This is a genomic window from Rhizobium sp. WSM409, assembly GCF_057653825.1.
This window is the reverse complement of record NZ_CM172794.1, coordinates 3663580-3687843: the sequence shown is the minus strand read 5'-3', so window position 1 is coordinate 3687843 and position 24264 is coordinate 3663580. Positions and strand designations below refer to the sequence as shown.

The 24264-nt window shown below is 61.3% G+C and carries 21 protein-coding genes and 1 pseudogene; 4 read left to right on the top strand and 18 right to left on the bottom strand.

The window, feature by feature from the left end:
• Positions 1-17: 17 nt before the first annotated feature.
• Both AC25BC_RS18290 and AC25BC_RS18285 read right to left on the bottom strand, forming a co-directional pair.
• On the bottom strand, positions 18-1256 hold the full coding sequence (locus AC25BC_RS18290) for an SGNH/GDSL hydrolase family protein (RefSeq protein ID WP_206642364.1): 1239 nt from the start codon (positions 1254-1256) through the stop codon (positions 18-20).
• Between the two features lie 272 nt (positions 1257-1528).
• On the bottom strand, positions 1529-2752 hold the full coding sequence (locus tag AC25BC_RS18285; RefSeq protein WP_128438533.1) for a lytic murein transglycosylase: 1224 nt from the start codon (positions 2750-2752) through the stop codon (positions 1529-1531).
• A gap of 204 nt (positions 2753-2956) precedes the next feature.
• Here AC25BC_RS18285 and galU point away from each other — a divergent pair, with 204 nt between their 5' ends.
• Complete coding sequence (gene galU, locus AC25BC_RS18280; protein WP_003542870.1) at positions 2957-3844, top strand: UTP--glucose-1-phosphate uridylyltransferase GalU; 888 nt, start codon at positions 2957-2959, stop codon at positions 3842-3844.
• A gap of 69 nt (positions 3845-3913) precedes the next feature.
• On the opposite strand, the gene AC25BC_RS18275 is transcribed toward galU, so the two are convergent.
• Positions 3914-5455 carry an outer membrane beta-barrel protein gene (locus tag AC25BC_RS18275; protein ID WP_128438532.1) on the bottom strand — a complete coding sequence of 514 codons (1542 nt, stop codon included), beginning with the start codon at positions 5453-5455 and terminating at the stop codon, positions 3914-3916.
• Between the two features lie 175 nt (positions 5456-5630).
• On the opposite strand from AC25BC_RS18275, the gene AC25BC_RS18270 reads away from it, so the two are divergent.
• Positions 5631-6626, top strand: a complete 996-nt coding sequence (locus tag AC25BC_RS18270) for a KpsF/GutQ family sugar-phosphate isomerase (protein WP_017995155.1) — start codon at positions 5631-5633, stop codon at positions 6624-6626.
• A gap of 28 nt (positions 6627-6654) precedes the next feature.
• On the opposite strand, the gene AC25BC_RS18265 is transcribed toward AC25BC_RS18270, so the two are convergent.
• The 12 genes and pseudogenes from AC25BC_RS18265 to AC25BC_RS18210 form a co-directional block, all read right to left on the bottom strand.
• Entirely contained in the window at positions 6655-7110 is a 456-nt protein-coding gene (locus AC25BC_RS18265; protein ID WP_017995154.1) for an NfeD family protein, read from the bottom strand.
• A 3-nt stretch (positions 7111-7113) separates the two neighbouring features.
• A complete protein-coding gene (locus tag AC25BC_RS18260; RefSeq protein ID WP_012758941.1) occupies positions 7114-8154 on the bottom strand; it encodes an SPFH domain-containing protein in 1041 nt (346 codons plus the stop codon).
• 178 nt (positions 8155-8332) lie between these two features.
• Positions 8333-9367: a ferrochelatase gene (gene hemH / locus AC25BC_RS18255; RefSeq protein WP_041935574.1), complete on the bottom strand. Its 1035-nt coding sequence runs from the start codon at positions 9365-9367 to the stop codon at positions 8333-8335.
• 124 nt (positions 9368-9491) lie between these two features.
• The gene (locus AC25BC_RS18250) at positions 9492-11465 is read right to left on the bottom strand and encodes a bifunctional metallophosphatase/5'-nucleotidase (RefSeq protein WP_128438531.1); all 1974 of its coding nucleotides are present in this window, start codon (positions 11463-11465) and stop codon (positions 9492-9494) included.
• A gap of 173 nt (positions 11466-11638) precedes the next feature.
• A complete protein-coding gene (locus AC25BC_RS18245) occupies positions 11639-11959 on the bottom strand; it encodes a hypothetical protein (RefSeq protein WP_012758938.1) in 321 nt (106 codons plus the stop codon).
• A 32-nt stretch (positions 11960-11991) separates the two neighbouring features.
• Positions 11992-12360 carry an outer membrane lipoprotein Omp10 gene (gene omp10, locus AC25BC_RS18240; protein WP_012758937.1) on the bottom strand — a complete coding sequence of 123 codons (369 nt, stop codon included), beginning with the start codon at positions 12358-12360 and terminating at the stop codon, positions 11992-11994.
• 171 nt (positions 12361-12531) lie between these two features.
• Positions 12532-13983, bottom strand: a complete 1452-nt coding sequence (locus AC25BC_RS18235; RefSeq protein WP_012758936.1) for a homospermidine synthase — start codon at positions 13981-13983, stop codon at positions 12532-12534.
• 195 nt (positions 13984-14178) lie between these two features.
• Positions 14179-14544: a nuclear transport factor 2 family protein gene (locus AC25BC_RS18230; RefSeq protein ID WP_128438530.1), complete on the bottom strand. Its 366-nt coding sequence runs from the start codon at positions 14542-14544 to the stop codon at positions 14179-14181.
• 17 nt (positions 14545-14561) lie between these two features.
• Positions 14562-14845: pseudogene (locus AC25BC_RS18225) on the bottom strand (YciI family protein).
• Positions 14846-14847: 2 nt separating this feature from the next.
• Positions 14848-15477 (bottom strand): aminotransferase class IV family protein, encoded by a 630-nt coding sequence (locus tag AC25BC_RS18220; protein WP_012758934.1) that lies wholly within the window; start codon positions 15475-15477, stop codon positions 14848-14850.
• Positions 15474-16628 carry an aminodeoxychorismate synthase component I gene (locus tag AC25BC_RS18215; RefSeq protein WP_012758933.1) on the bottom strand — a complete coding sequence of 385 codons (1155 nt, stop codon included), beginning with the start codon at positions 16626-16628 and terminating at the stop codon, positions 15474-15476. The genes AC25BC_RS18220 and AC25BC_RS18215 overlap by 4 nt, the downstream gene beginning before the upstream one ends.
• Before the next feature lie 369 nt (positions 16629-16997).
• Positions 16998-18851, bottom strand: a complete 1854-nt coding sequence (locus AC25BC_RS18210) for a M3 family oligoendopeptidase (RefSeq protein ID WP_012758932.1) — start codon at positions 18849-18851, stop codon at positions 16998-17000.
• Between the two features lie 206 nt (positions 18852-19057).
• Between AC25BC_RS18210 and AC25BC_RS18205 the strand changes: the two genes are divergently transcribed.
• Positions 19058-20605: a sigma-54-dependent transcriptional regulator gene (locus AC25BC_RS18205; protein ID WP_012758931.1), complete on the top strand. Its 1548-nt coding sequence runs from the start codon at positions 19058-19060 to the stop codon at positions 20603-20605.
• Between the two features lie 178 nt (positions 20606-20783).
• Entirely contained in the window at positions 20784-22631 is a 1848-nt protein-coding gene (locus AC25BC_RS18200; RefSeq protein ID WP_041935573.1) for a peptidoglycan L,D-endopeptidase MepK, read from the top strand.
• A gap of 164 nt (positions 22632-22795) precedes the next feature.
• Here AC25BC_RS18200 and AC25BC_RS18195 read toward each other — a convergent pair whose 3' ends face one another.
• From AC25BC_RS18195 to AC25BC_RS18185, 3 genes are all read right to left on the bottom strand, one after another.
• Complete coding sequence (locus tag AC25BC_RS18195; protein ID WP_003542853.1) at positions 22796-23059, bottom strand: DUF2312 domain-containing protein; 264 nt, start codon at positions 23057-23059, stop codon at positions 22796-22798.
• Between the two features lie 91 nt (positions 23060-23150).
• Positions 23151-23456, bottom strand: a complete 306-nt coding sequence (locus AC25BC_RS18190; protein ID WP_003542852.1) for a DUF1244 domain-containing protein — start codon at positions 23454-23456, stop codon at positions 23151-23153.
• Between the two features lie 15 nt (positions 23457-23471).
• A complete protein-coding gene (locus AC25BC_RS18185; protein ID WP_041935694.1) occupies positions 23472-24260 on the bottom strand; it encodes an N-formylglutamate amidohydrolase in 789 nt (262 codons plus the stop codon).
• Positions 24261-24264 lie beyond the last annotated feature (4 nt).

Genomic DNA, 24264 nt, shown 5'->3' with positions numbered 1-24264 from the left:
GCAGCCTCGCGCAACCTTTATTTGACCGAGACTTCGGCCGGCGCCTTTACGGCAGGCAGGCGGTAATCGTCAACGCGGCCGGGAGGTGCTGGCGTCATTTCGCCCTGCTCGACCAGCAGGTCGCGCGGCGACCGTGTCAAAGCCACAGGCGGCGGCCTGGCGCCGAGAAGCTCGGCGCCGCCGTCGAGATTGGGATCGGAGAGGCTGATCGGCACGGTATGTTCGACCGGATTGGCGGGAAGGCCGAGGCCGGGCAGATTGCTGGAGTCGAGGCGGACCAGATCCGGGCTCGCCTGGGTGCCGAGAAGACGCCGGGCCGGTTTTTCCACATAGAAGGCAAGCTTGCGCCGGCCAGCCTGGGTAAGGTTGATGCCATCGGAGGTGCGCAGGCGCACCTGCTGGCCGTTCACATCCGAACCGGTGACGATGAAGTTGCCGTTTTCGTCGACGAAACCATCCCAGATATCGACGAATTCACCGCCGACGCTTTCGACCTGGTTGCGGTAGAGCTGGTTCATCTGAACGGCATCGGCCGTCATCGAATCGGATTCGAAGGCAGGAAGACCGACCCAGAGCAGCGGGATCTTGCGGTCAGTGACCTCCTTGCCGAAGGAAAGCACGCGACGGCGGTATTCGGTGAACCAGCCATCGGTGCGGAATTTTTCCTTGGCGGTGTCGGTCACCATCTGCTGGCGGTCGTTGGCACCGATCATGACGACGACCATTGCCGGCTTCAGCTCGTCGATCATCTTCGGCAGCTGTTCCGGCCAGTCATAATAATCGTCGCGGACAAGACCCGATGAGACGTTGCCGCGGGCTTCGACGACGACACCCGGCGAGGTCTCGAAGGCGGCCGTGAGGCCGTCGCCGAGGCCGCTGGCCAGAAAATCGCCGACGATCAGGATCTTTCGGGCGTCGCCAAGTTTCTGTACGGCCGGCTCCTCCTCGACGGGAGCGCGGACCGGCGGCGCAGTGCGGGTATTGACGATGGCTTTCTGCGCTGGCGGGCGTTTGCGCTGCTGGCGTCGCGGCTGCTGGACGTCAGGGGCCTGCGGGCCGTCGTCGAGATAGCGCCGGCCAAGGAAGAAATCGAAGATCGACCGGCGCTGATAGCGCTGCTCCTGGGCTTCGGCGACATGCACCGGCGCAGACACGCCAAGGCATAGCGAAGCCGCCGCCAAGGCGAGCACGAGCCAACGGATTTTACGGGTCCGATCAATTTTCTTCGTCATGGGCAGTTCCGCATCTGCCGGCATCTTGCACGCAGGGCAGGCCAGCGTCCACTCCCACTAATATCTAGGTCACGGTTCTGCCGCTTCCAATGCTGGTTCGCCAAAACCGTGCGCCAGGACGGGGCGACCTGCATGAGACAAAGACTTGAAGCGCCCTGCATGATTCCCGAACCGACGCAAACTCTAGAGCATGATGCCGAAAAGTGTGCGCGGTTTTCGGACGACATCATGCTCTACTTCTTTGATTTAGATCAGGATTCAGATTTTAGGCCGATCGGGCCTAAAATCATCCTGATCTAGCGGCGCAGTGCGTTCAGAAGCGGCAGCGAGGGCTCGCCGTCCGGCTGCATGCCGATGCGAGACTGCACGGCTGATATCGCCGCCTTCGAACCCGAGCCGAAATTGCCGTCGACCTCGCCACTGTAATAGCCGAGCGTCTTCAAACGGGTCTGCAGCTCGAATTTCTCGGTGATATCGAGTGCGCCGTCCGGGCGCGGCCAGCGCTGCTGCATCCCGCCGTAGCCGGCGATCTGGTCGGCCAGCAGGCCGACAGCAAGCGCGTAGCTGTCCGAGGCATTGTAGTTCTTGATGGTGAAGAAGTTGGCGGTCATCAGGAAGCCTGGGCCGCCAGCTCCGGCCGGCATCTTCAGCATGGCTTTGGTGGCGCTCTCGCGGAAGGCCTTGCCGTTCGGGCGGGTCAGGCCGAGTGCCGCCCATTGGGCCAGTGTATGGGTCTTGCCGGCCTGCTTGGCGACTGCAGCGGGAACGACGACCTCGTAACCCCAGGTCTTGCCGGTGTCCCAGCCGTTCTTCATCAGGAGATTGGCCGAGGTCGCCAGCGCGTCGGGGATCGAGTTCCAGATATCGCGATGGCCGTTGCCGTCGGCATCGACGGCATAAAGCAGGTAGCTTGTCGGGATGAACTGGGTGTGGCCCATGGCGCCGGCCCAGGAGCCGGTCATCTCGCGTGCCGGCACATCGCCGTTCTGCAGGATCTTTAGCGCGGCGACCAACTGCTTCTTGGCGAATTTGGCGCGGCTCGGATCGGCATAGGCAAGCGTGGCCAGGGCGCGCGGCACGTAGTGCAGCCGGTCGTCCTTGTCGAGAACCGCGCCGTAATTCGATTCCATCGACCAGATGGCCAGCAAAATGGTCTTGTCGACGCCGAAACGCTGCTCGATCGCAGCGAGCGTCCTTGCGTGTTTGGCGGCCATCTCGCGGCCGATTTTGACCGTATAGGGGTTGACGCGGGAATCGACATAGTCCCAGATCTTCGAGGTGAATTCCGGCTGGTAGGCCGCCTTTTCGAGCACGGTCGGATCGGGCTCGCTCACCCCGGAAAAGGCCTTTTGATAGGTTGCCTTACTGATGCCACTCTGAGCGGCAGTCTGGTAAAAATCCGCGATCCATTTCTGGAAGCGGGAATCAGCTTTCGCGTTGTCGGGGACCAGTGCCACCTGGGCAGCGACAATGAGGGCGAGAGCAAGACCACGAAGGGAGTTTTTGTGATTCTGGGTCATCGACAGTCGTATCCGTCATCTTCAGTTTCTGGTGCAGCGGGGCATCATTTCCGCCCAGACCCGAGACTACAGGAACGGAGTCAACAAATTCTTTACCATGGCGATCCGCTGCGGTCACCATTTGCAAAACAGTAGCAATTCTATACTAGTTAAAGCTAAAAAACTCCATTTCCAATGCGATATGATCGAAGCAGGAGGCCGGGTGTGGCTCAACACAACAAAGTTCGTAAAGCAGTATTTCCGGTTGCCGGGTTGGGAACGCGATTCCTGCCGGCGACAAAGGCTGTTCCGAAGGAAATGTTGACCGTCGTCGACAAGCCAATCATTCAATATGTCGTCGATGAGGCGATCGAAGCCGGGATTGAACATCTCGTCTTCGTCACCGGACGCAACAAGCACGTCATCGAAGATTATTTCGACATTCATTTCGAGCTGGAGCAGACGCTGCGCGAGCGCGCCAAGAAGGCGGAAATTACGCTTCTCGCCCAGCAATTGCCGAAGGCAGGCACGGTGAGCTTCACCCGCCAGCAGGAGCCGCTCGGCCTCGGCCATGCCGTGTGGTGCGCCCGTGAGATCGTCGGCGACGAGCCCTTCGCACTGCTGCTTCCCGATATGATCATGAAGGGCGACAAGGGCTGCATGAAGGGCATGATCGACCTCTATGCCCAGAGCGGCGGCAATATCATCGCCGTCGAGGAATGCGCGCCGGACCAGGCGCATAAATACGGCATCGTCGGCGTCGGCGAGGCGATCGGCGACGGCTTCCGCATCACCGGCATGGTGGAAAAGCCTGCCAAGGGGACGGCGCCTTCCAACTTCTTCATCAACGGCCGCTATATCCTGCAGCCTGAGATCTTCAAGATCCTCGAAACCCAGGAGCGCGGCGCCGGCAACGAGATCCAGCTCACCGACGGCATGCTGAAGCTGCTGAAGGAACAGGATTTCGCCGGTTACCACTTCCGCGGCGCGACTTACGATTGCGGCGCCAAGGACGGCTTCATCCTGGCAAACGTCGCCTTCGCCCTCGAACGCGCCGATATCCGCCCCTCCGTCGAAGGCGGCTTCAGGGAATTGCTTGCGGGCCTGAAATAAGTCGTAGATTCAATGTGATAGAGCGCCGCGTGTCCTAAGGGATACGCGGCGCTCTATTTTCCGACATTCTTAGCGTTTCAGCTTGAGACCGACGCCGGCTCGCCATTGCTGCGAGTCGCTGCCTTCCTTGCGCGTCGTCAACTCGTAGCCGAGCGTGCTGGTCAGATCGAGATAGCGGTTGATGTTCCAGGTCAGGCCGGTCGCGGCGGTATAGACGAGCTCGTCGTTGATGGTGCTGTCCGTGGGATAATCGCGCCATATCACCCCGCCGATCATCGTCCCGACCAGGTTGTCGCGCAGCTGGTGGGTGACCGTCGTCGTCAGCGCGTGTGAGACGTAGCCGCTTTCGCCTGCCGTGGTCGAGGGTTGGATGCTCGTCTGCAGGTCGAGATTGACATCGGTGCCGCGGATCGGCGACCAGAGCAGGCTCGCATCGAGCGTGGCGGTATCGATCGAGGACAGGCGGCTGTCTTCGAAATCTGCCATCTCGTAGCCGACGCCGACTTCACCCTTCAGCTTTTCACCGAGATCGACCTCGACGCCTGCCTTGGCGCCATAGCTATGGCCGGAGCGCTCGTAACCGGCGGAGTCGCGGGTTTCGTCATAGACCGAACGGCCGATCGTCGCCTCGATGAAGGGGATGAGCGCGGGAGACAGTTCGTAGCCGACGCGGCCGCGCAGTGTGCCCGTCGTCTGGTTACGGTCGCTGAGGGCGACGGTGGTGCCGTTCGCAAGCTTGGCATCCGAATAGATCGAGCGGGTCAGCGCCAGTGCCGTCGTGCCGCGCAGGATGCCGAAATCGCGTTGGACGGAGGCGCCGGCCGAAAATTCCTGCACGTCCGACTGCTGTGCGGCGTCGGCGATGGCGTCGGGATCGTCCGTATCTTCACGGTAGAAATTATAGCCAGCGGTCAGGTGCGCGGTCGTCTCGTCGGGAAGATCCAGCCTAAGATCGCTGTTGATTTTAAAGGAAGGCTGCTCCTCGCCCTCGCCGCTGATATTCCTCTGCCAGGCGCCTTCGGAGGTGACGGTCAGCTGGTGCCGGCCCCAGTCGGAAGTCAGGGTCGCTGCCGCATCCGTTTCGAGAAAGGCGCGCCGCTGCCTGGTATTGCCGTCCTTGGTGGTTTCGGTGTTGATGCTCTGGGTGACGCTCGGGCGGAGCACAAACGTGCCGATCGGGATTCCCGGCGTCTCCTCTGTCGAGGCGCTTTCGGCAACCCTGCGGCGTGGCAGTGTCTCGTCGAGCGGCGCTTCACGGGTGTTCAGCCGGCGTATGTCCTCGTCGAGGATGGAACCGGTAATGTCGTCGCCGGCTTGTGCATCCGGTATGGCCGGCCGCTGCTGGCTATCATCCGCGTTCTCAGTCGCGTCGTTTGCCGCAGGAGTGGCGCTATCGCCGGTCTCGTCATCGAAGCCGGCGGCGGATGCGGCGTTGTTGGTGGCGCGGTTATCCTGGGAGGCGGCGGAGCGACCGTTTGCCGGCTGCGGCAAGGCGGACTGCGCGAAGGCTGCTGTCTGGCTGAGAAGCAGGCCACCCAGCACGGTAAAGGAGACGGCACGGCTCATGGCGCGGAGCGGCGTCACACTGCTCGTCTGTTTTGGCTGGCCCATGCAATTCGCGCCTGACATGCTTTCGGTTCTTACCCAAAGGTAAAGCCTTGTGGTTAACCATTCGTTGCCGGCGGCGGGCGCTGTTCACAATTCGGAAAGAGTGCGGGTCGGAAAGACTGCGGGTCGGAAAGAGTGCGGGGTGGACTTGGAAAGTGAAAAGGTCTAACGCAATTTCATGAACAGAAGAGCGATCAACCTCGTTGAAAACAGCGTGCTCGAATCGGCAAAACGCACGATAGAGACCGAAAGACGCGGTCTTGAAGCGCTCGAACAGGCTTTTGACAATGGCTTGGCCGGTCCTTTCACACGGGCGGTCGAAGTGATCGGCGACATCTCCGGGCGCGTCATCGTCACCGGCGTCGGCAAGAGCGGGCATATCGGCGCCAAGCTCGCGGCGACATTCGCTTCGACCGGAACGCCTGCCTTTTTCGTGCATGCGGCGGAGGCCAATCACGGCGATCTCGGCATGATCGCGCGCGACGACGTCGTGCTGGCGATTTCCAAAGGTGGCGAAAGCGCCGAGCTCAAGAGCATCATTTCCTTCACGCGGCGCTTCTCCATTCCGCTGATCGCGATCACCTGCAGCGAAGGCTCCTCGCTCGCCGCCGCCGCCGATATCGTCCTTCTGATGCCGAATGAACAGGAGGCCTGCCCCAATGGGCTGGCGCCGACGACCTCGACGCTGATGCAGCTTGCCATCGGCGACGCGCTGGCGGTGGCGCTCCTGGAGGCGCGCGGCTTTACCGCCACGGATTTCCACGTCTTCCATCCGGGCGGCAAGCTGGGCGCGAGCCTGATGCATGTCGCCGATGTCATGCATACCGGCGAGCGGCTGCCGCTCGTTGCCAAGGGTACACCGATGCCGGAGGCGATCACGGTGCTGTCGCGCAAGCACTTCGGCTGCGTCGGCGTGCTTGATGAGGATGGGCGGCTCTGCGGCATCGTCACCGAAGGCGACATGGCGCGCAACCTGACGCGCAATCTTGCCGAGCTTACCGTCGACGACATCATGACGCGGACGCCGAAGACGGTGAAGCCGACGGTGCTGGCGACCGCGGCCCTGGCGCTGCTCAACCAGCATCATATCGGCGCGCTGATCGTCATCGACGACGACCGCCGGCCGGTCGGGCTGGTGCATTTCCACGACCTGCTGCGGATCGGCGTCGCCTGATCAGGTTCGTTTGTTCAGAGTTATTTGATCAGACCGGCTCGACCATCAGGTCGCGGCCGTTGCTCGAAACCACTTTCACCTGTGTTCCGACGGGCAGGTCGGGTCCCATCACCTGCCATAGCGTATCGTCGAGACGGATGCGGCCGCGGCCTTCGCGGATCGGTTCGTGCAGTGTTGCGGTGCGGCCGACGAGGCTGGCGCCGCGCTGATTGAGAAAGGGCTCGTCGGTGGTGGCATTGCGCAGTGTCAGCCGGCGGCCGGCGAAGGTCGCGGCAACGGCGAAAAGCGCAAAAAGGATTGCCTGCAACTCCCAGACCCAGAAGGCGCTGTCCCAGAAAAGCAGCGACAGCGCGCCGACGATCAAGGCGGCAAGGCCAATCCAAACCAGGAAGAAGCCGGGAACGATCATTTCCGCGGCGAGCAGCACGAGGCCCGCGACCCACCAGCTCCACGGACCGAGTTCGGCGACGATCTTCGCCAGCATGGCTTAACGCTCCTGCTCGGGATTGAAGGGATTGGGGGTCGATGGATTGATCGGCGGTGTCGAGCGCGCCGGTGCGGGACGTGGACGCGGCGGCACAGGCAGCGGCGTTGACGGGCCGTTACCGGCATCGCCGAAGACTTCGCGGGCAATGGCGCCGATACCACCGAGCGAGCTCAGGATGGAAGAGGCTTCCATTGGCATCATCACGATCTTGGAATTGGGCGCCGAACCGATCGAGGTGAGCGCCTCGGTATATTTCTGAGCGACGAAATAGTTGATCGCCTGAATATCGCCGGCGGCGATCGCTTCCGAAACCATCTTCGTCGCCTTGGCTTCGGCCTCGGCCAGGCGTTCGCGGGCTTCGGCGTTGCGGAAGGCAGCCTCGCGCTGGCCTTCGGCCTGCAGGATGGCGGATTGCTTTGCGCCTTCGGCCCTCAGAATCTGCGCATTGCGCGAGCCTTCGGCCTCCAGTACCTGGGCGCGCTTCTCGCGCTCGGCCTTCATCTGGCGGGCCATCGCATCGACGAGGTCGCGCGGCGGCTGAATGTCCTTGATCTCGACGCGGGTGACCTTGATGCCCCAGGGATGCACGGCTTCGTCGACGACGCGCAACAGCCGGTCGTTGATCGCATCGCGGTTGGAGAGCAGTTCGTCGAGATCCATCGAACCCATGACCGAGCGGATGTTGGTCATGGTGAGATTGAGGATGGCGTTTTCGAGGTTGGAGACCTGATAGGCAGCCTGGGCGGCGTTTAGCACCTGATAGAAGGAGACCGCATCGGCCGAAACCGAGGCATTATCCTTGGTGATCACCTCCTGGGTCGGCACGTTCAGCACCTGCTCCATCACATTCAACTTGGCGCCGACGCGCTCGATGAAGGGTGTGATGAGGTTGAGGCCTGGCTCCAGCGTGCGGGTATAACGCCCGAAGCGCTCGATCGTATAGCGGTAGCCCTGCGGCACGGTCTTGATCCCGGCAAAGAGCACCAGGATGACGAAGATGACCAGCACGATCACGACGATGTCGAAGCCGCCGAACAGCATGAAAAATTCCTCCTATCGGCGCATTCGCGCCCACCTACACCACTGATGTGGTGAGTTAGCATGTTCTTTGCGAGGAGGAAATGACGCACGCCTGCCGCACCTTCCAAGCGAAAGGAGGGTAAGGTCCGTCGGGTCGTCGCCGACTATCCGTGCGGCGTAATTTTCTGAAGATGGTTTCCTAGATCCAGCCCTGCAATTCGCGGCGGACGACCTTTTCCAGCACCTTCATGCCGTCCTCGCCATCGTTGAGGCAGGGGATATGCGCGAACTTCTCGCCGCCGTTTTCGTGGAAGGAGTGGGCGGCCTGTTCGGCGATCTCCTCCAGCGTCTCCAGACAGTCGGAGACGAAGCCGGGATTGATGACGGCGATGCGTTTGACGCCGTCCTTGGCGAGCTTCTCCACCGTCTTGTCGGTGTAAGGCTGCAGCCATTCCTCCGGCCCGAAGCGGGACTGGAAGGTCACCATGAAGTTTTCTTTGGTGAGCCCGAGCCGCTCGCGCAGCAGCCGGCCGGTCTTCTGGCATTGACAGTAGTAGGGATCGCCCTGCTTGAAATAGGACATCGGTATGCCGTGGAAGGAGGCGAGCAGCATCTCGGGCTTCCAGTCGAGGGTCGAAAGATGCCTCTCGACGGATGTGGCGAGCGCTTCGATATAAGTCTCGTCGTCATGATAGGCGGGAACGGTGCGTAGCGCCGGCTGCCAGCGCATCGAGAGCAGCTTCTGGAAGGCCTTGTCGTTGACGGTGGCGGTCGTCGCCGCCGCATATTGCGGATAGAGCGGGAAGAGCACAATCCGGTCGCAGCCTTCTTCTTTCAGCGCGTCGATGCGCGAGGCGATCGACGGCGTGCCGTAGCGCATCGCCCAGTCTACCTTGACGTTATCAAGATCCTTCAGGCGCTCGGCTATCAGTTCCGACTGGTTGCGGGTGTAGGTGCGCAGATAACTTTCGTTCTTCTCCTTGTTCCAGATCAGCTCATAGGCCTTACCGACCTTCTGCGGGCGGGTGTTGAGCACGATGCCGAACAGGATCGGATACCACTTCCAGGGCGACCATTCGATGACGCGGCGATCGGTCAGGAATTCCCTGAGATAGCGGCGCATCGAGGTATAATCAGTGCCGTCAGGCGTGCCGAGATTGACCAGCAGCACACCGACCTTACCAAATTTGACGGCCGGATGATCGGCCGGGCGGAGTGAAATATCTGCTGTCATTCTGGCCCCAACGTTCATTTGTCCCGTCGGCTCATACGCAGCCTGGAGATCGTGGTTCACCCTATAGAAAGAAAAGCCGGCCCGGGAAACCCCGGACCGGCCAGTGGCATCGAGACAAATCGTCTTACTTGGCGGGGACTTCGATCTCCTTGCCGACCGTCAAGTGCCGCGGGTTCGGCTTGCCATTGGCATCCGAAAGCTTCCGCCACAGCGTGCCGTCGCCATAGAAGGTCACGGCGAGATCCCAGAAGGTGTCGCCCGCGGCGATGACGTGGGTGGAAGGCGTCGTCGCGGCAGGTGTGGAGGCTGCCGGTGCGGGTGCCGGTTCCGCAGTGGGTGCAGGAGCCGGTGCTGTTGGGGCCGGGGCAGCAGGTGCGGGAGCCGGCTCGGTGGATGGAGCAGGAGCAGCCGGTGCAGGGCTGGGTTCGGTAGAGGGGGTCGGAGCAGCAGGTGCGGCAGGCGCCGACTCGGAAGCGGAGGGTGCAGGCGCTGCCTGCGCCAGTTCCGTGACGCGGCCATCCGTGTAGGGCTTGTAGGGTGAATGCGCGGCGACGTATTCGGCCGTCACGTCGGCAAGATCCGGGCCGAAATCATAGGCGTTCTGGCCTTCCTTGAAGATCGTATAGCCGTCGCCGCCGCCCCGCATGAAGTTGTTGGTGGCGACCTTGTAGGTCTTAGCCGGGTCGATCGGAGCGAAATTGTCGCCGTCCTTCACCTGAACGTCGCTGACACGGCTGTCGACAGGCTTCGATTGGTCGAAGGAGAACTTCAGGCCGGCGACCTGCGGGAAGCGGCCGGCGCCCTGGTCGATCTGGCTGACGCCGTTTTCGAGCGCCTTGACGACGTTTGCGCCGGTCAGCTCAAACGTAGCGAGCGTGTTCTGGAAAGGCAGGACGGTGATGACCTCGCCCTGGGTGATCTCGCCGCCGTCGATCGACGCACGCAGGCCGCCGCCGTTCTGAACGGCAATGGTGACGCCATGGTTTTTAGTGCGATCGAGCATGGCGTCTGCCACCAGATTGCCCATCGAGCATTCCTTGACGCGGCAGACCTTGCGGTCACCTTCGATCGGGCTTTCGGAAGAGCCGATCACCTTTTTGCGCAGGTCCTCGATCGGTTTTGCCAGTTCGGCGATACGGGTGAGGACGGCCGGATCGGGCGTGAAGGTGGAATCGATCAGGATCGGATCGCCCTTGGCATCCTTGACGACGCCGCTATCGTCGAAATTGACGACGAGATCGCCGAGATACTTGCTGTAGGAGGCAGCCTGGACGACCGGCACCTTGTAGCCGCCGGGATTGTCGACCATCGTCGGATACGGACCTTCAGCCTTCGGGTCGGTGTTGGAGAGCAGGCTGTGGGAGTGGCCTCCGACGACGACATCGACATCCGGGATCTTGGCGATCAGGGCGAGATCGCGGGGGTAGCCGACATGGGTGAGCGCGATGATCTTGTTGACGCCCTGACCCTTCAGATCCTGAACGGCTGAAGTAATGCTCTGGACGTCATCGGCGATCGTGACGTTCGGGCCGGGAGAGGAAAGCTCTGCCGTATCATTGGTGACGGCGCCGACGATGCCGATCTTCTGGCCGCCGACATCGAGCACCAGAAAGGGCTTGATGCGGTCGCCGAGCTTGGAGGCGGCTGTCGCCTTGACGTTCGCCGTCACGACAGGGAACTGTACCTTGTCGAGGAAGGTCGCGAGCCCGTCCTCGCTGTCGTCGAATTCATGGTTGCCGACGGTCATGGCGTCGAACTTCATCAGGTTCAGGAATTCGGCTTCGGCTGCCCCCTTGTAGGTCGTGTAGAAGAGCGAGCCCTGGAAATTGTCGCCGGCATTGAGGAGGAGGACGTTCTTGCCGGATAGCGCCTGACGGCGCTGGTCGATCGCGGTCTTCAGGCGGGCCGCACCACCGAAGCATTCCTTCTTGCCTTCCTCCTCGGCCGAGCAGGTGGAGTCGAATTTGTTGATCGATTCGATGCGCGAATGGAAATCGTTGATATGAAGAATATTGAGTTCGTAATCCGCAAAGGCGGCGCCCGCGCTCAGCGCTAGCATGGACGCGGTCAAAAGACCGAAGCTGAAAGACTTCGTCATCCCTGTTCTCCTGATTGAGGCGAAAGATCCCCCTGATCCTCGCCGATCCCTTTTATCGTGCGCCGGGGCGGTTTCCCGGCCTGCGGATGTTCCATCAGACGATGCACGACCGCAAGAGAAAGCTGGGCCAGGCGAGGCGCTTTCCAAGGGGGCAGGGGAAAAAAGCCGAGTTCCTATCCCAGGCATTCGCCGTCGGCGGCGTTTCGATAAAGTTCGTGCACGGCCTCGGCAATATTCGGAACCGTGGCGAGCGCGATGATCAAGCAGAGAACGGAAACGAGGCGATGAAAGCGCCGGCCGGCCCGATAGGCAAGGAGCGCGCCTGCGCCATAGATCAGGACGGCAGGCACGGCGAAGATCAGCACCTGCAGCGGCCCGTCGCAATCGGGAGCGGCGATGCCCTGGGCACGATAGACATTGGCCGGCGAAACGACCGCAAGTGCCGCAAGCGGCATGGCGAGCAGCAGGACGAGATAAGAGGCGAGGGCCCGCATGGTGTGCTTAGTCTAGCCTATCGCCGCATCTTTCAGCCGCGGCGGGAAAGCGTGAACTGTGCGCCGGAATCGGAGGTGCAATTGAGCTGGCTCGGGTTGACGAGGGCGCAATTGACCTTGGACTGGGTCTTGCGCACCAGCGAGGTCATGTTGATCTCGACCAGGGTCGGTGAGGTATTGATATAGGTGCCCGAGGCAAGAAGCTGGTTGCTATCGGTGGTGCGGGTGGTGAAGCTACCGCCCTGGAAGGTGGAAACGATGCCGTTCGGATCGCTCCAGTTGCCTTCGACGCCAGTGGCGGCGGGCGCGGTTGCAACCGGCAAGCGACGCGGCTCTGATGAAACGCAGGCGGCAAGAGCGGCCGCTGCACCGACAAGAACGAGACCAGTTCTGATTTTCATAAGGCTTCTCCCGGCGAATCGGCGCGGCGGACAGCCGCCAAGTTCGGGCAAAACATGGCGCGCGCCCGGCGTGAAGGCAAGCCTTGGTGGGGCGGCGAGCGGCATTTAGACAGCCGGCGTTACAAAAATGCCCGCCTTGCGGCGGGCATTGTCAAAGCCGTGCAGACAATCTCAGCGAACGAGAATGTTCCTGAACTGCCACGGATCCTTGGTGTCGATATCCTCGGGGAAGAGGCCCGGGCGGCCGTCCAGCGGAGTCCAATCGGTATAGTGGCCCTCGACCGGGCCGAGATAGGGCATCTGCACTTCGAGGCAGCGCTTGTAATCGATCTCGTCGGCTTCGACGATGCCGGCATTCGGGTTTTCCAGCGCCCAGACCATGCCGGCGAGAACGGCGGAGGTCACCTGCAGGCCGGTGGCGTTCTGATAGGGCGCGATGCTGCGGGTTTCTTCCAGCGACAGGCGCGAGCCATACCAGTAGGCATTCCTCTCGTGGCCGTAGAGCAGGACGCCGAGTTCGTCGATGCCATCTTCTAATTCGTCCTCGTCGAGAACGTGATGGACCGGCTGCGGCGTACCGCCATTGCCGAACATCTCGTGCAGCGAGAGCACGGCGTCGTTGGCCGGATGGTAGGCATAGTGGCAGGTCGGGCGGAAGGTCACTTCGCCGTCCTTGTCGCGGACCGTGAAAAAGTCGGCGATCGAGATCGACTCGTTGTGGGTGACGAGGAAGCCATATTGCGGGCCGGGCGTCGGGCACCAGGTGCGCACGCGGGTGTTGGCGCCCGGCTGCTCCAGGTAGATCGCCGCCTTGTTGCCCTTCTTGTGCTTCTTGGCGTTTTTCGGCATCCACTCTTCATGCGTGCCCCAGCCGAGTTCAGCCGGCTGCAGGCCTTCAGAGATGAAGCCTTCGACAGACCAGGTGTTCCAGAAGACGTTGAGCGGCTTCGGATGCTTGGTGCGCTGGGTGTCGCGCTCGGCGATGTGAATGCCCTTGACGCCGACCTTCTTCATCAGCTTTGCCCAGCCTTCGCGATCATGCTGGTCCGGCTCCTCGAACTTGAGGCCGATGTCGTTGGCGAGGTTGACGAGCGCCTGCTTGACGAACCAGGAGACCATGCCCGGATTGGCGCCGCAGGTGGAGACGGCGGTGGCGCCGCCCGGGTTCTTCGCCTTTTCCTTGCGCATGGTTTCGCGCAGCGCATAGTTGGTGCGGTCGGCATTGCTCATGCCCTTGTCGAAATAGAAGCCGAGCCAGGGCTCGACGACGGTGTCGACATAGGGAACGTCGAGTTTACGGCAGAGCTTGATGATGTCGAGCGAGGAGGTGTCGACCGAGAGGTTGACGCAGAAACCCTGACCTTCGCCTTCCGTCAGCAGCGGCTTCAGCAGTTCCTTGTAATTGTCCTTGGTGACATATTCCTTGATATGGCGAACGCCGTGCTTCTTCAGGATCTCCATGTCGGAGGGCTCTTCACGAGGGTCGATGACGACCATCCGGCTCTTGTCGAATTTGAAATGGCGCTCGATCAGGGGCAGGGTGCCGCGGCCGATGGAGCCAAAGCCGATCATTACGATCGGACCGGTAATTTCGGCATATACCGGATAATTCTGTTCCGTCATTCTTTTCTCCTGTGGAAGGCGACGAAGGCGTTCAGCCCGAAGAATTGTTTTGAAATTGCCGCAGAGAGTGCGAGGTGACCGGCTCTAACCATAAAACGACGTCACAATAAAGAGCATTGACGGGGAAAGGCCAAATATCGAGCGGCGATAGGGCCGGCGAGGCTGCCCTGGGATCGGCAGCCCGCATCGATTGGCTTAACCAATGACGGTGCCCTGGTGGAAGAGCATGCGCCAGTGCCCCTCCTCTTCCAGCCGCCAGATGGAACTGCGCAGCGTCCGCATTTTGCTTCCGTCGGTGTCTGTGTAAATGGCGCGGTAGGTGACGAGCGCGATGTGCTCCGCAAGTCTTTGGGTTTCGAAATGCTCGCCGCGGGACGTTCCCGTCCGTTGCTCGGCCAAAAGACTGGGCACAATGACGTCGAAGGTATAGAGCCGTCCGGAACTGCCGATTTCACGGAAATCGCGCGAGAGCAGCGTAGTCAGCATCTCCCGCGAGGCGCGAACCGATGGCTCGAAGAGTTTTTCCTCGAGCTCTTTCAGATGGGCGGCGAGATCATTCATGATCGGCTCCTGTCAATTCAGCGCTTCAGGGTTTCCAGCCCTTCGACCGCGGTCGTTACGGCAAGCTCGGTGATGTCGTATTCGGCGACGCCGTGGATGGTGAAGGGATCGGCGGCGACATAGGTCTCGATCGCAGCGCGATCGCCGATTGCGAGGATCACGCCGCCGGTGCGCGGCACCTTGCGGCCGGAAGCGAGGAACCAGCCCTTGGCAAACCCTCCTTCACCCAGGCCATGTGCGGTTCCATGTGCCTGTCGGCTTCATCGTTGGGTTTCACATAGGTGAGCGAGAGAATGAACATGGTCAGCTCCTGATGAGGTTTGCGCGGATCAGGCCGCGCAGCGAATTGCCGATATAGAGCGTGCCGGCATTGAGATCGGCAGGCGTGATGCGGCCGACGCGGGCCTTGCGGTTGCAGATCAATTCGGTGCGCAGCACACCGGCGAGCAGGCCGCAGGAGATCGGCGGAGTGCGCAGAACGCCGGTTCCGTCGTCCAGGAAGATCGAGGTGATGGTGCCATCGCAGACTTCATTGCGTTCATTCAAAAGGATGACTTCATCGGCCTCATCAGGCCTATATTCGGCCCGTGCGGCCTCGTAGACGGCACGGCGCGTGGTCTTGACGCGCAGCAGCCTGTCGGCGGAATTCAGACGGGTTTCGGCGAGGCGGACGGTCCAGGTGGTATCGGGCGCCAGGGGCACGAAAGCGGCGCTCGTCACCTCGATGCGGCCTTGCGCGTCGAAGGTCAGGCGGACGCGCAGCGGACCGGCAGCACCCGCAACGGCTTCGTCGAGCCTTGCTACCGCCTCGACCGGTTGCGGGAAGCCAAGGCGACGGGCGGAGCGGGAAAGCCGGGCGAGATGCAGACGCAGTCGGATGAAACCCTCGCCGGGCTGCCAGCGCAGCGTCTCGATCAACGAAAAATCGATCATCGCGCAATCCATTGGTCGCCGACAGCGAAGCGGGCTTTGAGCAGGCATTCCTCATATTCGGCCTCGGCGGTCGAATCGAAGACGATGCCGCCGCCGACATTGAAGACGGCCCTGCCGCCCTGAAAAAGCGTGATCGTGCGGATGGCGACGGAAAAACGCATGGCGCCGGTGGGTGAGATCATGCCGATCGCGCCGCAATAGGCGTCGCGCGGGACATCCTCGAGCGCATGGAGGATTTCCATTGCCCGCATCTTTGGCGCGCCGGTGATCGAACCACAGGGGAAGAGCGCGGAGAAGATGTCGCAGATCGAAAGATCGGGACGGAGCCTTGCCTGGACATGGCTCACCATCTGGTGGACGGTCGGATAGGTCTCGATGTCGAAGAGCTTCGGGACGTCGAGTGTGCCGACCTCGGTGATGCGGGAGATATCGTTGCGCAGGAGATCGACGATCATACGGTTTTCCGCTTGCGTCTTGATATCGCTGCGCATGGCCTCGATGATTTCGGCATCCTCGGCGGCAGTGGTGCCGCGTTTTGCCGTGCCCTTCATCGGATGGGTCTCGATCCAGCCCTCTTCATCGGTGCGGAAGAAAAGTTCGGGCGACCGCGAAAGGATGACCGGGCCGCCGAGATCGACCAGCGCGCCGTATTTGACCGGCTGGCGTTCGATCAGCGACCAAAAGGCGGCACGAGGGTCGCCGTTCCAGTGAGCCTCGACCGGCATGGTGAGGTTCGCCTGATAGGCGTCGCCGAGCCGCAGGTGCTGGTGGAGGCGGTCGAAGCGCTCTTTATATATAGGGAAATCCCAGGCAGCTTTCGGGGCGGTGAGGAATTCCTCGTTTTCGAGGCGCTGTTTTGGCTGGGCAAGCGGATGCGTATCGGCCTGCGGAGCGTCGAAGACGCCGAAACAGATGAGCGGGGTCTCGCGATGTTCCCCGGCGAAGGGAGCAAGTTTTTCCTCGAAGAGGTATCCGGCCTCATAGGCCATGTAACCGGCAAGCCATTTGCCTGCGGCCTTGGCCTCTTCCATCCGGGCAAGGCCTGCAAAGAACTCGGCGCGCGTCCTGGCAACGATGATCTCAGCCGGCTCTGCGAAAAGCATCACCTGTCCGGTCGCGTCGTCGCGGAAGAGAATATAGGGGTCAGACATGGTCGCGCCGCATCTTGCCTGGTTATCCGATGCTTGCGCCGGTTTTGTTCTCTGCGGTGCCGGGTGATGCGAAACTCGTGTTCTCGCGGCGGCAAGCCGAGACCTCGGCAATATCCGCATCCCTCATTCCTGTGCTTGTCAGAGGAATCCAGCCACGGCGCGTACGCGCCGTGAATAACTCATTTCCGACCGATAAACAGTCCCCGGCGCCCAAGGACTTGGGCGCGCTGGACTCCTGTGACAAGCACAGGAATGAGGGAGAGGGGGCTGCCGTCATGGTTCCTCATGGACGTTGCAGAATGCGGTTGGTAGATCAAACGTTACAATGCCGATCATGCCCCCCGCTTGTTTCAAGTCTTGGCCGGGGCGTCAGCCCCTATCCAACGCTTCCAACTCATCGATCAGCCCTTCGATCATCGACAGGCCCTGGCTCCAGAACGACGGATCGGTGGCGTCGAGGCCAAAAGGCTTCAGCAGTTCCGAGTGATGCTTGGTGCCGCCGGCCCTCAGCAGTTCGAAATACTTCTCCTGAAAGCCCTTCTCGGCTTTCTGGTAGACGGCATAGAGCGAATTTACCAGGCAATCGCCAAAGGCATAGGCGTAGACATAGAAGGGCGAGTGGATGAAATGGGGGATATAGGCCCAATAGGTCTCGTACCCTTCAGAAATGCTGATCGCCGGCCCGAGGCTTTCCGACTGGACGGAGAGCCAGAGTTCGCCGATGTCGTCAGCTGTGAGTTCGCCAGCTTTACGAGCGGTGTGGAGCTTGCGCTCGAATTCGTAGAAGGCGATCTGGCGCACGACCGTGTTGATCATATCCTCGACCTTCTGGGCGAGCATCGCCTTGCGCTCGCGCGTATCGGTGGTCTTTTGCAGAAGCGCGCGGAAGGTCAGCATCTCGCCGAAGACGGAAGCGGTTTCGGCAAGCGTCAGCGGCGTCTGGCACATCAGCGCTCCCTGCGCGCCGGCGAGAACCTGATGCACGCCGTGCCCGAGTTCATGGGCAAGCGTCATTACATCGCGCGGCTTGCCCATATAATTGACGAGCACATAGGGATGGGCCGAGGGAACCGTCGGATGCGCGAAGGCGCCGGGCGCCTTGCCGGCACGAACCGGAGCATCGATCCACTGTTCGTCGAAGAACCGCCTGGCGATATCAGCCATCTCGGGGGAAAAATTGCCATAGGCCGATAGCACGGTGTCCTTCGCCTCCGGCCACGAGATGATGGCGCTGGAGGTTTCCGGAAGCGGCGCGTTGCGGTCCCAGAAATTCATCTGCTCCATGCCAAGCCATTTCGCCTTCATCTTGTAATAGCGATGCGAAAGGCGGGGATAGGCTTCGCGGACGGCTGCGGCCAGCGCATCGACGACCTCGCGCTCGACGCGGTTTGCCAGGTGTCGGCTGTCGGCGATGTCCTCGAAGCCGCGCCAGCGGTCGGCGATCTCCTTATCCTTGGCAAGCGTGTTGGTGATCAGCGTAAAGGTGCGGATATTCGCCTTGAAGGTTTCGGCGAGCGCCATGGCTGCCTTGCGGCGCACTTCCGGATCCTTTTCCTGCAGCTTGTTCAGCGCCACTTCGAGCGGCACTTTCTCGCCATCGATCTCGTAGCGAAGTTCCGCCATGGTTTCGTCGAAGAGGCGGTTGAAGGCTGCGGCTGATGTCATCGACTTCTCAAGGAAGAGCTGTTCCAGCCTATCGTCGAGCTGGTAGGGCTTGTCCTTCCTGAGGTCGAGCAGCCAAGGGCGATAATGTCCGGCGGCGGGATCATTCGCCATGCAGGCGTCGATCACCGCGTCGTCGATGCGGTTGAGTTCCAGCGCGAAGAACAGGAGATGACCGGAAAATTCGGTGATCTTGGCCTGTACGTCGCCGTAGAGCTTGCCGTTTGTCGGGTTGGTGGTATCGGAGAAATAAGTGAGGCCGGCAAAGGAGCCGAGGCGGCCGATGATGTCGTCCAGCGCCTCATATTCCTTCAGGGCCGCGCCGATGCCCTCGGCGCCGGTCTTCGCCGTCGCCTCCGTGAGTGTGCCCTTCCACTTTTCTTCAAAGGCGATCGCGGCCTTGCCGGCTTTTTCCATGTCGGCGACGAAGGCGGTGGAGGTGGCGGAGGGATAAAGATCCTGCAGCTTCCAGACCGGCAGAACGCCGAGCGCCGGATCGGCGGCCCCAGCTGGCGCTGCTGCCGATAGAAGAAGGCCGGCGTGCGGGAGCTTGATTTTCATGGGCGCATTCCTCTCCACATTCATAACAGACTGCTTGTCTAAGCGCGCTAAGGCCCGGCATCAAGGGGCTTTCGGCGCATGAAAGGCCTCGCTTCGGCACGAAATCGACCCGTTGCAATCGTTAAAATGCAATTATTTCTCAAAACTGGATGTTCAAGCCTTGCTGTCAGAGTGCGCTTTATGGTTTCGCATGAAGTGAGGCGACAATGACCGGTTACAATGAGCTCAAGGGAGCAGGGCAAATCCTCGTGGTCGAGGACGACCCCGTGCAGCGCCGCCTGCTCAAGAACGCAATCGAGCGTCACGGCCATGTCGTGCACCAGGCGGAAAATGGCCGTATCGGCCTGGAAATGGTCAAACGCGACAGCGGCCTTTTCAACGTCATCGTGCTCGACCTGATGATGCCGGAGATGACCGGCCTCGAATTCCTCGATGCGCTTCACGAATTCGGCACGCAGATCCCTGTCATCGTGCAGACGGGGCAGGGCGGCATCGAAACGGTGGTGCAGGCCATGCGCGCCGGCGCCTTCGATTTCGTCGTCAAGCCGGTCTCGCCCGAACGCATCGCCACTTCGATCTCGAACGCGATGAAGCTCGACCAGCGCGAAGTCAAGGCGCGCGCCGGACGCCGGTCGCGCTCAGGTTCGGTTGGCTTCGACGATATCGTCTCGGCAAGCCCGGCGATGCTCCGCGTCATCGATCTCGCCCAGCGGGCGGCTCAGTCCAACATTCCCGTCGTGCTCGAAGGCGAATCCGGCGTCGGCAAGGAGCTGGTGGCGCGCGCCATCCAATCGGGCGGCGACCGCTCGAACAAGCCCTTCGTCACCGTCAATTGCGGGGCGATCCCGCATAATCTGGTCGAGAGCATTCTCTTCGGTCACGAGAAGGGCGCGTTTACCGGCGCGACCGAGCGCCACATCGGCAAATTCATGGAAGCCGACGGCGGCACCATCTTCCTTGACGAGATCGGCGACCTGCCGCTCGAAGTGCAGGTGAAACTCTTGCGCGCCGTCCAGCAGGGCGAGATTGAGACCGTCGGTGCGCGCACCGCGCACAAGGTCAATGTCCGGCTGATCTCGGCGACCAACAAGGATCTGATCGAGGAGGTCAAGAACGGCCATTTCCGCGAGGATCTCTACTATCGCCTCAACGTCTTCCCGATCACCATTCCGGCGTTGCGCAAACGCAAGGAAGATATTCCGCATCTGGTGCGCGTCTTTGCCGACCGCTTCTCCAGCGAGCAGAAGAACGGCCGCCGCATGACGGTGAATGCCGGCACGCTGGCTTTGCTGACCGCCTATGACTGGCCGGGCAATATCCGCCAGCTCGAAAACGCGATCTTCCGCGCAGTCGTCCTGGCCGAAGGGCCGGAGCTGACCGAGGCTGATTTCCCGCAGATCGCCGCCCAGCTTCCGGAATATGACGTGGTGGATCACCTGGCCCTCGTTGCCGACAATACCGGCCTCGATCCCGACAACGGCTATGGCGAGGACTTCAGGGCGTCGATGTCGGGGGAGGTACACCACCACCGCCTGTCCGAGGCCTCGGAAAACGCGATTGCCAGCGTCAATCCTGCCGGAGACGTGCGCAAACTTGCCGATGTCGAGGAGGAACTCATCCGATTCGCACTCAAATTCTATCGCGGGCAGATGAGTCAAGTAGCGCGCAAGCTCGGTATCGGCCGATCCACACTTTATCGCAAGCTCAAGGACTACGGCATAGACCCTGACAATCCCCAGAAAGATGCGGCTTAAGCGCTTTTCATTAAGATTAAGGCAACCACGTTTTGTTACTAGTCATAAACCACTTGTTAGTGGCGCGTTCACTATGTAAAGAAAAGGTTGATCATGTGTGGCATTTTTGCCATCGTGTGACCGCATTTGACAGTCATCTGAGACAGTACGGGACATTGTCTGTCTGACGGGGATCGAGTTGCCGAATCTGAATGGGAATTCCAAGCCTTCGCGCTTGAGCTGGCGTTTGTTGTGCGCCGACATTTGCGGAAAGGCAATAAGGACGGTAGCGGCCGCCCTTCTTGCGCTCGCGGTTTCCTCACCGGTATTCGTTGGTACGCCTTCGCAGGCAGCGGGCGACACCCGCAGCCTCAAGCTCTATTTCATTCATACCGGCGAAAAAGCCGTCATCACCTATAAGCGTAACGGCAAGTTCGACCCCAAGGGTCTAGAGCAGCTGAACCGCTTCCTGCGCGACTGGCGCAAGAACCAGCCGACGAAGATGGACCCGCGCCTGTTCGACCTGATCTGGGAAGTCTATCGCCAGAGCGGTTCGAGGGACTACATCAACGTTGTCTGCGGTTTCCGTTCGCCAGGAACCAACGAGCTGCTGCGCGGCCGCTCGCGCAATTCCGGCGTCGCCGAAAAGAGCCAGCATATGCTTGGCAAGGCGATGGACTTCTTCATTCCCGACGTTAAGCTGGCGACGTTGCGCGGCATCGGCATGAAGATGCAGGTCGGCGGCGTCGGCTTCTATCCGAAATCGGGCTCGCCCTTCGTGCATATGGATGTCGGTGGCGTTCGCGCCTGGCCGCGCATGAGCCGCGACGAGCTTGTCCGGCTCTTCCCGAACGGTAATACCATCCATATTCCGGCCGATGGCAAGCCGCTACCGGGCTACCAGCAGGCGATGGCCGACTATAAGCGCCGCGCCAGCGGCACGCAGATCCAGATCGCCAGCGCTTCCGAATCGGCGCCAAAGCACAAGACGTTGTTTGCCGCGCTCTTTGGCGGCGGAGCGGACGAGCAAGAAGACGAGTCGGATGATTCCACCCCTGTTGCCGTCGCCAAGGCGACGCCGCCGAAGGCCGAGCCTGCTCCCGCCGAGCCGCAACAGACCGAAGTCGCCGATCTGAACGCGCCGGTGCCGCAGGTTCGCCCCGCATTCAGCAACCAGCCGGCGGCCAGCGAAGTGGCGAGTGCACTCGTCGCGCCGCCTTCGGGTAATGCCGCACAGCAGGCTCTTGCGGCGGCCCTTCCGGCCGATCAGGCCCAGCCGCAGCAGTTCGCCGATCTCAGCGCCTACAGCATTCCGGTTCCCTCGCTTCTCGGCCAGCGCCGCGCGCCTGGCGACGCCGAGGTTGCAGCGACCGATCCCGTGCTGACGGGTGCGAATGGACTGCCGGTTCCGACGCCGATCGAACGCCCTTCCGTTGCCGAGAACCTTCTTGCCGCGGCCGATGCCGATCCGGAAGCAGAGGCCGACGAAGCCGATCAGGACGCGCTGTCTCCTGCCGTTGCCGATGCGCTCGACCAGCAGCGGAACGAGGGGGAAAGCCAGATCGCGTCGAAGGCTCCGCCGCAGACGGTCGAGCAGGCGATCAACGCCGCGATGACGCAAAAGGCGCCTGCCGCAACAAAGCCGCCGCTCGAACTCGCGGCATTGGCGCCGATGACCAAATCGGCAAGCTTTGGCGACGGCTTCGACGAACCGGCTGTCGAAAGCGCCGTGGCGCAGGGGCTTCCCGCCAAGGGTGGTCGCCCGACGCATAAGGAAGCCGCGGCAGCGGATGCCAGCCGCACGACGGTGCGCACCGAGCCGAAGCTGACGGAAAAGATGATCTCGCAGTGGGCGCTCACCAATGCGCGCCTCGAAATGGCCTCCAAGCTGGTCAAGGCGCCGCGGTTCGTCAGCCAGACGATGCGCGCCCAGCCGACCGCCGTCTATGCCGAGGGCTTCAACGTCAAAACCGCTTCGGTCGACCCGGCCCGCTTCAGCGGCACGGCTGTGAACTTCATGGAAGTGCGCAAGTTCAACACGAACTGAGCCTGCCAATCGAGGAAATGTCGAAAACCGCGGGAGGGAGCGATCCGGCGGTTTTTCTTTTTTATTTCGATCCGGCAAGCTGGCTGTTTAGGCAGTTGTTTTCACCGCAAAAGAAAAGCCGCCGGGAGGCCGGCGGCTTGTCGACATCGGTAATGCCGGAAGGATCAGCCTTCCGGCGGCGACTCGATCATGCCGAGCGCGAGCAGGTAGGTGTCGAGGATTGCTTCCTCTTCCATGCGCTCCTGCTCGTCCTTCTTGCGCAGCGCCACGACCTTCTTCAGGATCTTGGTATCGAAGCCCATTCCCTTGGCTTCGCCATAGACGTCCTTGATGTCGTCGGCGATGGTCTTCTTTTCTTCTTCCAGCCGTTCAATGCGCTCGATGAAAGCGCGAAGCTGATCGCGGGCGACGCCATGAGCATCAGACATCGTGTTCTCCTGGTTTTTTGGTGATCAATTTTGGATGCCAGTGACTGCCGCGAAGCGGCGTCACGGTCAAGCCTGTTCGGGGCCAGCCAAGCTATTTGTGTGGGTTGTTCAGTTCAAAAGCAGCCTTTTGCACAGGCGAGGCTTCGTTCTGGTGAAGATTCTTCCAATCCTCATAGGACATGCCATAGACCATTTCGCGCGATTCGTCCCTGGTAACCGGGACACCTTCGGCCTCTGCGGCTTCGCGATACCAGTTCGACAGGCAGTTGCGGCAGAACCCGGCCAGATTCATCAGATCGATGTTCTGAACGTCGCTGCGTTCGCGAAGATGTGCGACGAGGCGGCGGAAGGCGGCAGCTTCGAATTCGGTCTGTTGTTCCTTGCTGAGCGCGGTCATCTTGCTTCCTTTCTTTCAATAGGGGCCGGTGCGTGACAGATGAACGTCGTATCCGTGCAAGGCGGGATCGGCATTCATCGCCGCAAAGATCGGCGCCAGGCGTTCGGCCCATGCTGATATGCCGGTCTCGTCTCCGATCAGGTCTTGGCGCACCTCGAGCAGCGCATGCGGAATGCCTGTGATCATGCAATGGCGGTACATGGTATCGCCCTTCAGTGCGCCGTCATAGGGTTCGTTGTCGCCGACGGCGAGATCGGGGTCGGCGCGCAGCATGTCGAGCAGCGGGCCGACGGCGCGATGGTCGCTGTCCCAGAGCACGGCGGCGTGCCAGGGACGGGGAATGCCTTTCCAGGCCGGCGTGAAGGAATGCAGCGACAGCACCAGCGGCGCTCTGCCGGTGGCATTCGCCACGCTGTCGATCGTTGCGGCCACAGCGTCGTGATAGGGGCGATGGAAGGTTTCGATGCGGTAGTCCCATTCCTGCGGCGTGATCGGATGATTGCCTGATATGACGGCGCCGTCGGAGATCTTCATGATCAGCGTCGGATCGTCTTCGCCGCGATTCGGATCGATCAGCAGACGCGAAAAGCTGCCGAGCACGGCTGGAACGCCGAGTTTCGCCGAAAGCTGTCGCGTCAGGCCCTCGATGCCGATGTCATAGGCGATGTGGCGGTCGAAGGCCGCGTCGGGCAGTCCGAGCCGGCCATATCGCGCGGGAAGGCGGTTCATCGCGTGATCTGCGAGGATCACCATGCCTTTGTCATGTTTGCCGGATAGGATTTCGAAGGATTGGAAGTCGTCCATCAGG

Coding starts and splice junctions, on each gene's coding strand:
- AC25BC_RS18230 (WP_128438530.1), bottom strand. CDS start 14,544: ATGAATGATCTCGCCGCCCATCTGAAAGAGCTCGAGGAAAAACTCTTC.
- AC25BC_RS18215 (WP_012758933.1), bottom strand. CDS start 16,628: ATGTCTGACCCCTATATTCTCTTCCGCGACGACGCGACCGGACAGGTG.
- AC25BC_RS18265 (WP_017995154.1), bottom strand. CDS start 7,110: ATGCTGGCGAAGATCGTCGCCGAACTCGGTCCGTGGAGCTGGTGGGTC.
- AC25BC_RS18210 (WP_012758932.1), bottom strand. CDS start 18,851: ATGAAAATCAAGCTCCCGCACGCCGGCCTTCTTCTATCGGCAGCAGCG.
- AC25BC_RS18275 (WP_128438532.1), bottom strand. CDS start 5,455: ATGGGCCAGCCAAAACAGACGAGCAGTGTGACGCCGCTCCGCGCCATG.
- AC25BC_RS18270 (WP_017995155.1), top strand. CDS start 5,631: ATGAACAGAAGAGCGATCAACCTCGTTGAAAACAGCGTGCTCGAATCG.
- AC25BC_RS18290 (WP_206642364.1), bottom strand. CDS start 1,256: ATGCCGGCAGATGCGGAACTGCCCATGACGAAGAAAATTGATCGGACC.
- omp10 (WP_012758937.1), bottom strand. CDS start 12,360: ATGAAAATCAGAACTGGTCTCGTTCTTGTCGGTGCAGCGGCCGCTCTT.
- AC25BC_RS18245 (WP_012758938.1), bottom strand. CDS start 11,959: ATGCGGGCCCTCGCCTCTTATCTCGTCCTGCTGCTCGCCATGCCGCTT.
- AC25BC_RS18260 (WP_012758941.1), bottom strand. CDS start 8,154: ATGCTGTTCGGCGGCTTCGACATCGTCGTGATCGTGCTGGTCATCTTC.
- AC25BC_RS18195 (WP_003542853.1), bottom strand. CDS start 23,059: ATGTCTGATGCTCATGGCGTCGCCCGCGATCAGCTTCGCGCTTTCATC.
- AC25BC_RS18250 (WP_128438531.1), bottom strand. CDS start 11,465: ATGACGAAGTCTTTCAGCTTCGGTCTTTTGACCGCGTCCATGCTAGCG.
- AC25BC_RS18220 (WP_012758934.1), bottom strand. CDS start 15,477: ATGATCGATTTTTCGTTGATCGAGACGCTGCGCTGGCAGCCCGGCGAG.
- AC25BC_RS18190 (WP_003542852.1), bottom strand. CDS start 23,456: ATGACCGCGCTCAGCAAGGAACAACAGACCGAATTCGAAGCTGCCGCC.
- AC25BC_RS18185 (WP_041935694.1), bottom strand. CDS start 24,260: ATGGACGACTTCCAATCCTTCGAAATCCTATCCGGCAAACATGACAAA.
- AC25BC_RS18285 (WP_128438533.1), bottom strand. CDS start 2,752: ATGACCCAGAATCACAAAAACTCCCTTCGTGGTCTTGCTCTCGCCCTC.
- hemH (WP_041935574.1), bottom strand. CDS start 9,367: ATGACAGCAGATATTTCACTCCGCCCGGCCGATCATCCGGCCGTCAAA.
- AC25BC_RS18235 (WP_012758936.1), bottom strand. CDS start 13,983: ATGACGGAACAGAATTATCCGGTATATGCCGAAATTACCGGTCCGATC.
- AC25BC_RS18205 (WP_012758931.1), top strand. CDS start 19,058: ATGACCGGTTACAATGAGCTCAAGGGAGCAGGGCAAATCCTCGTGGTC.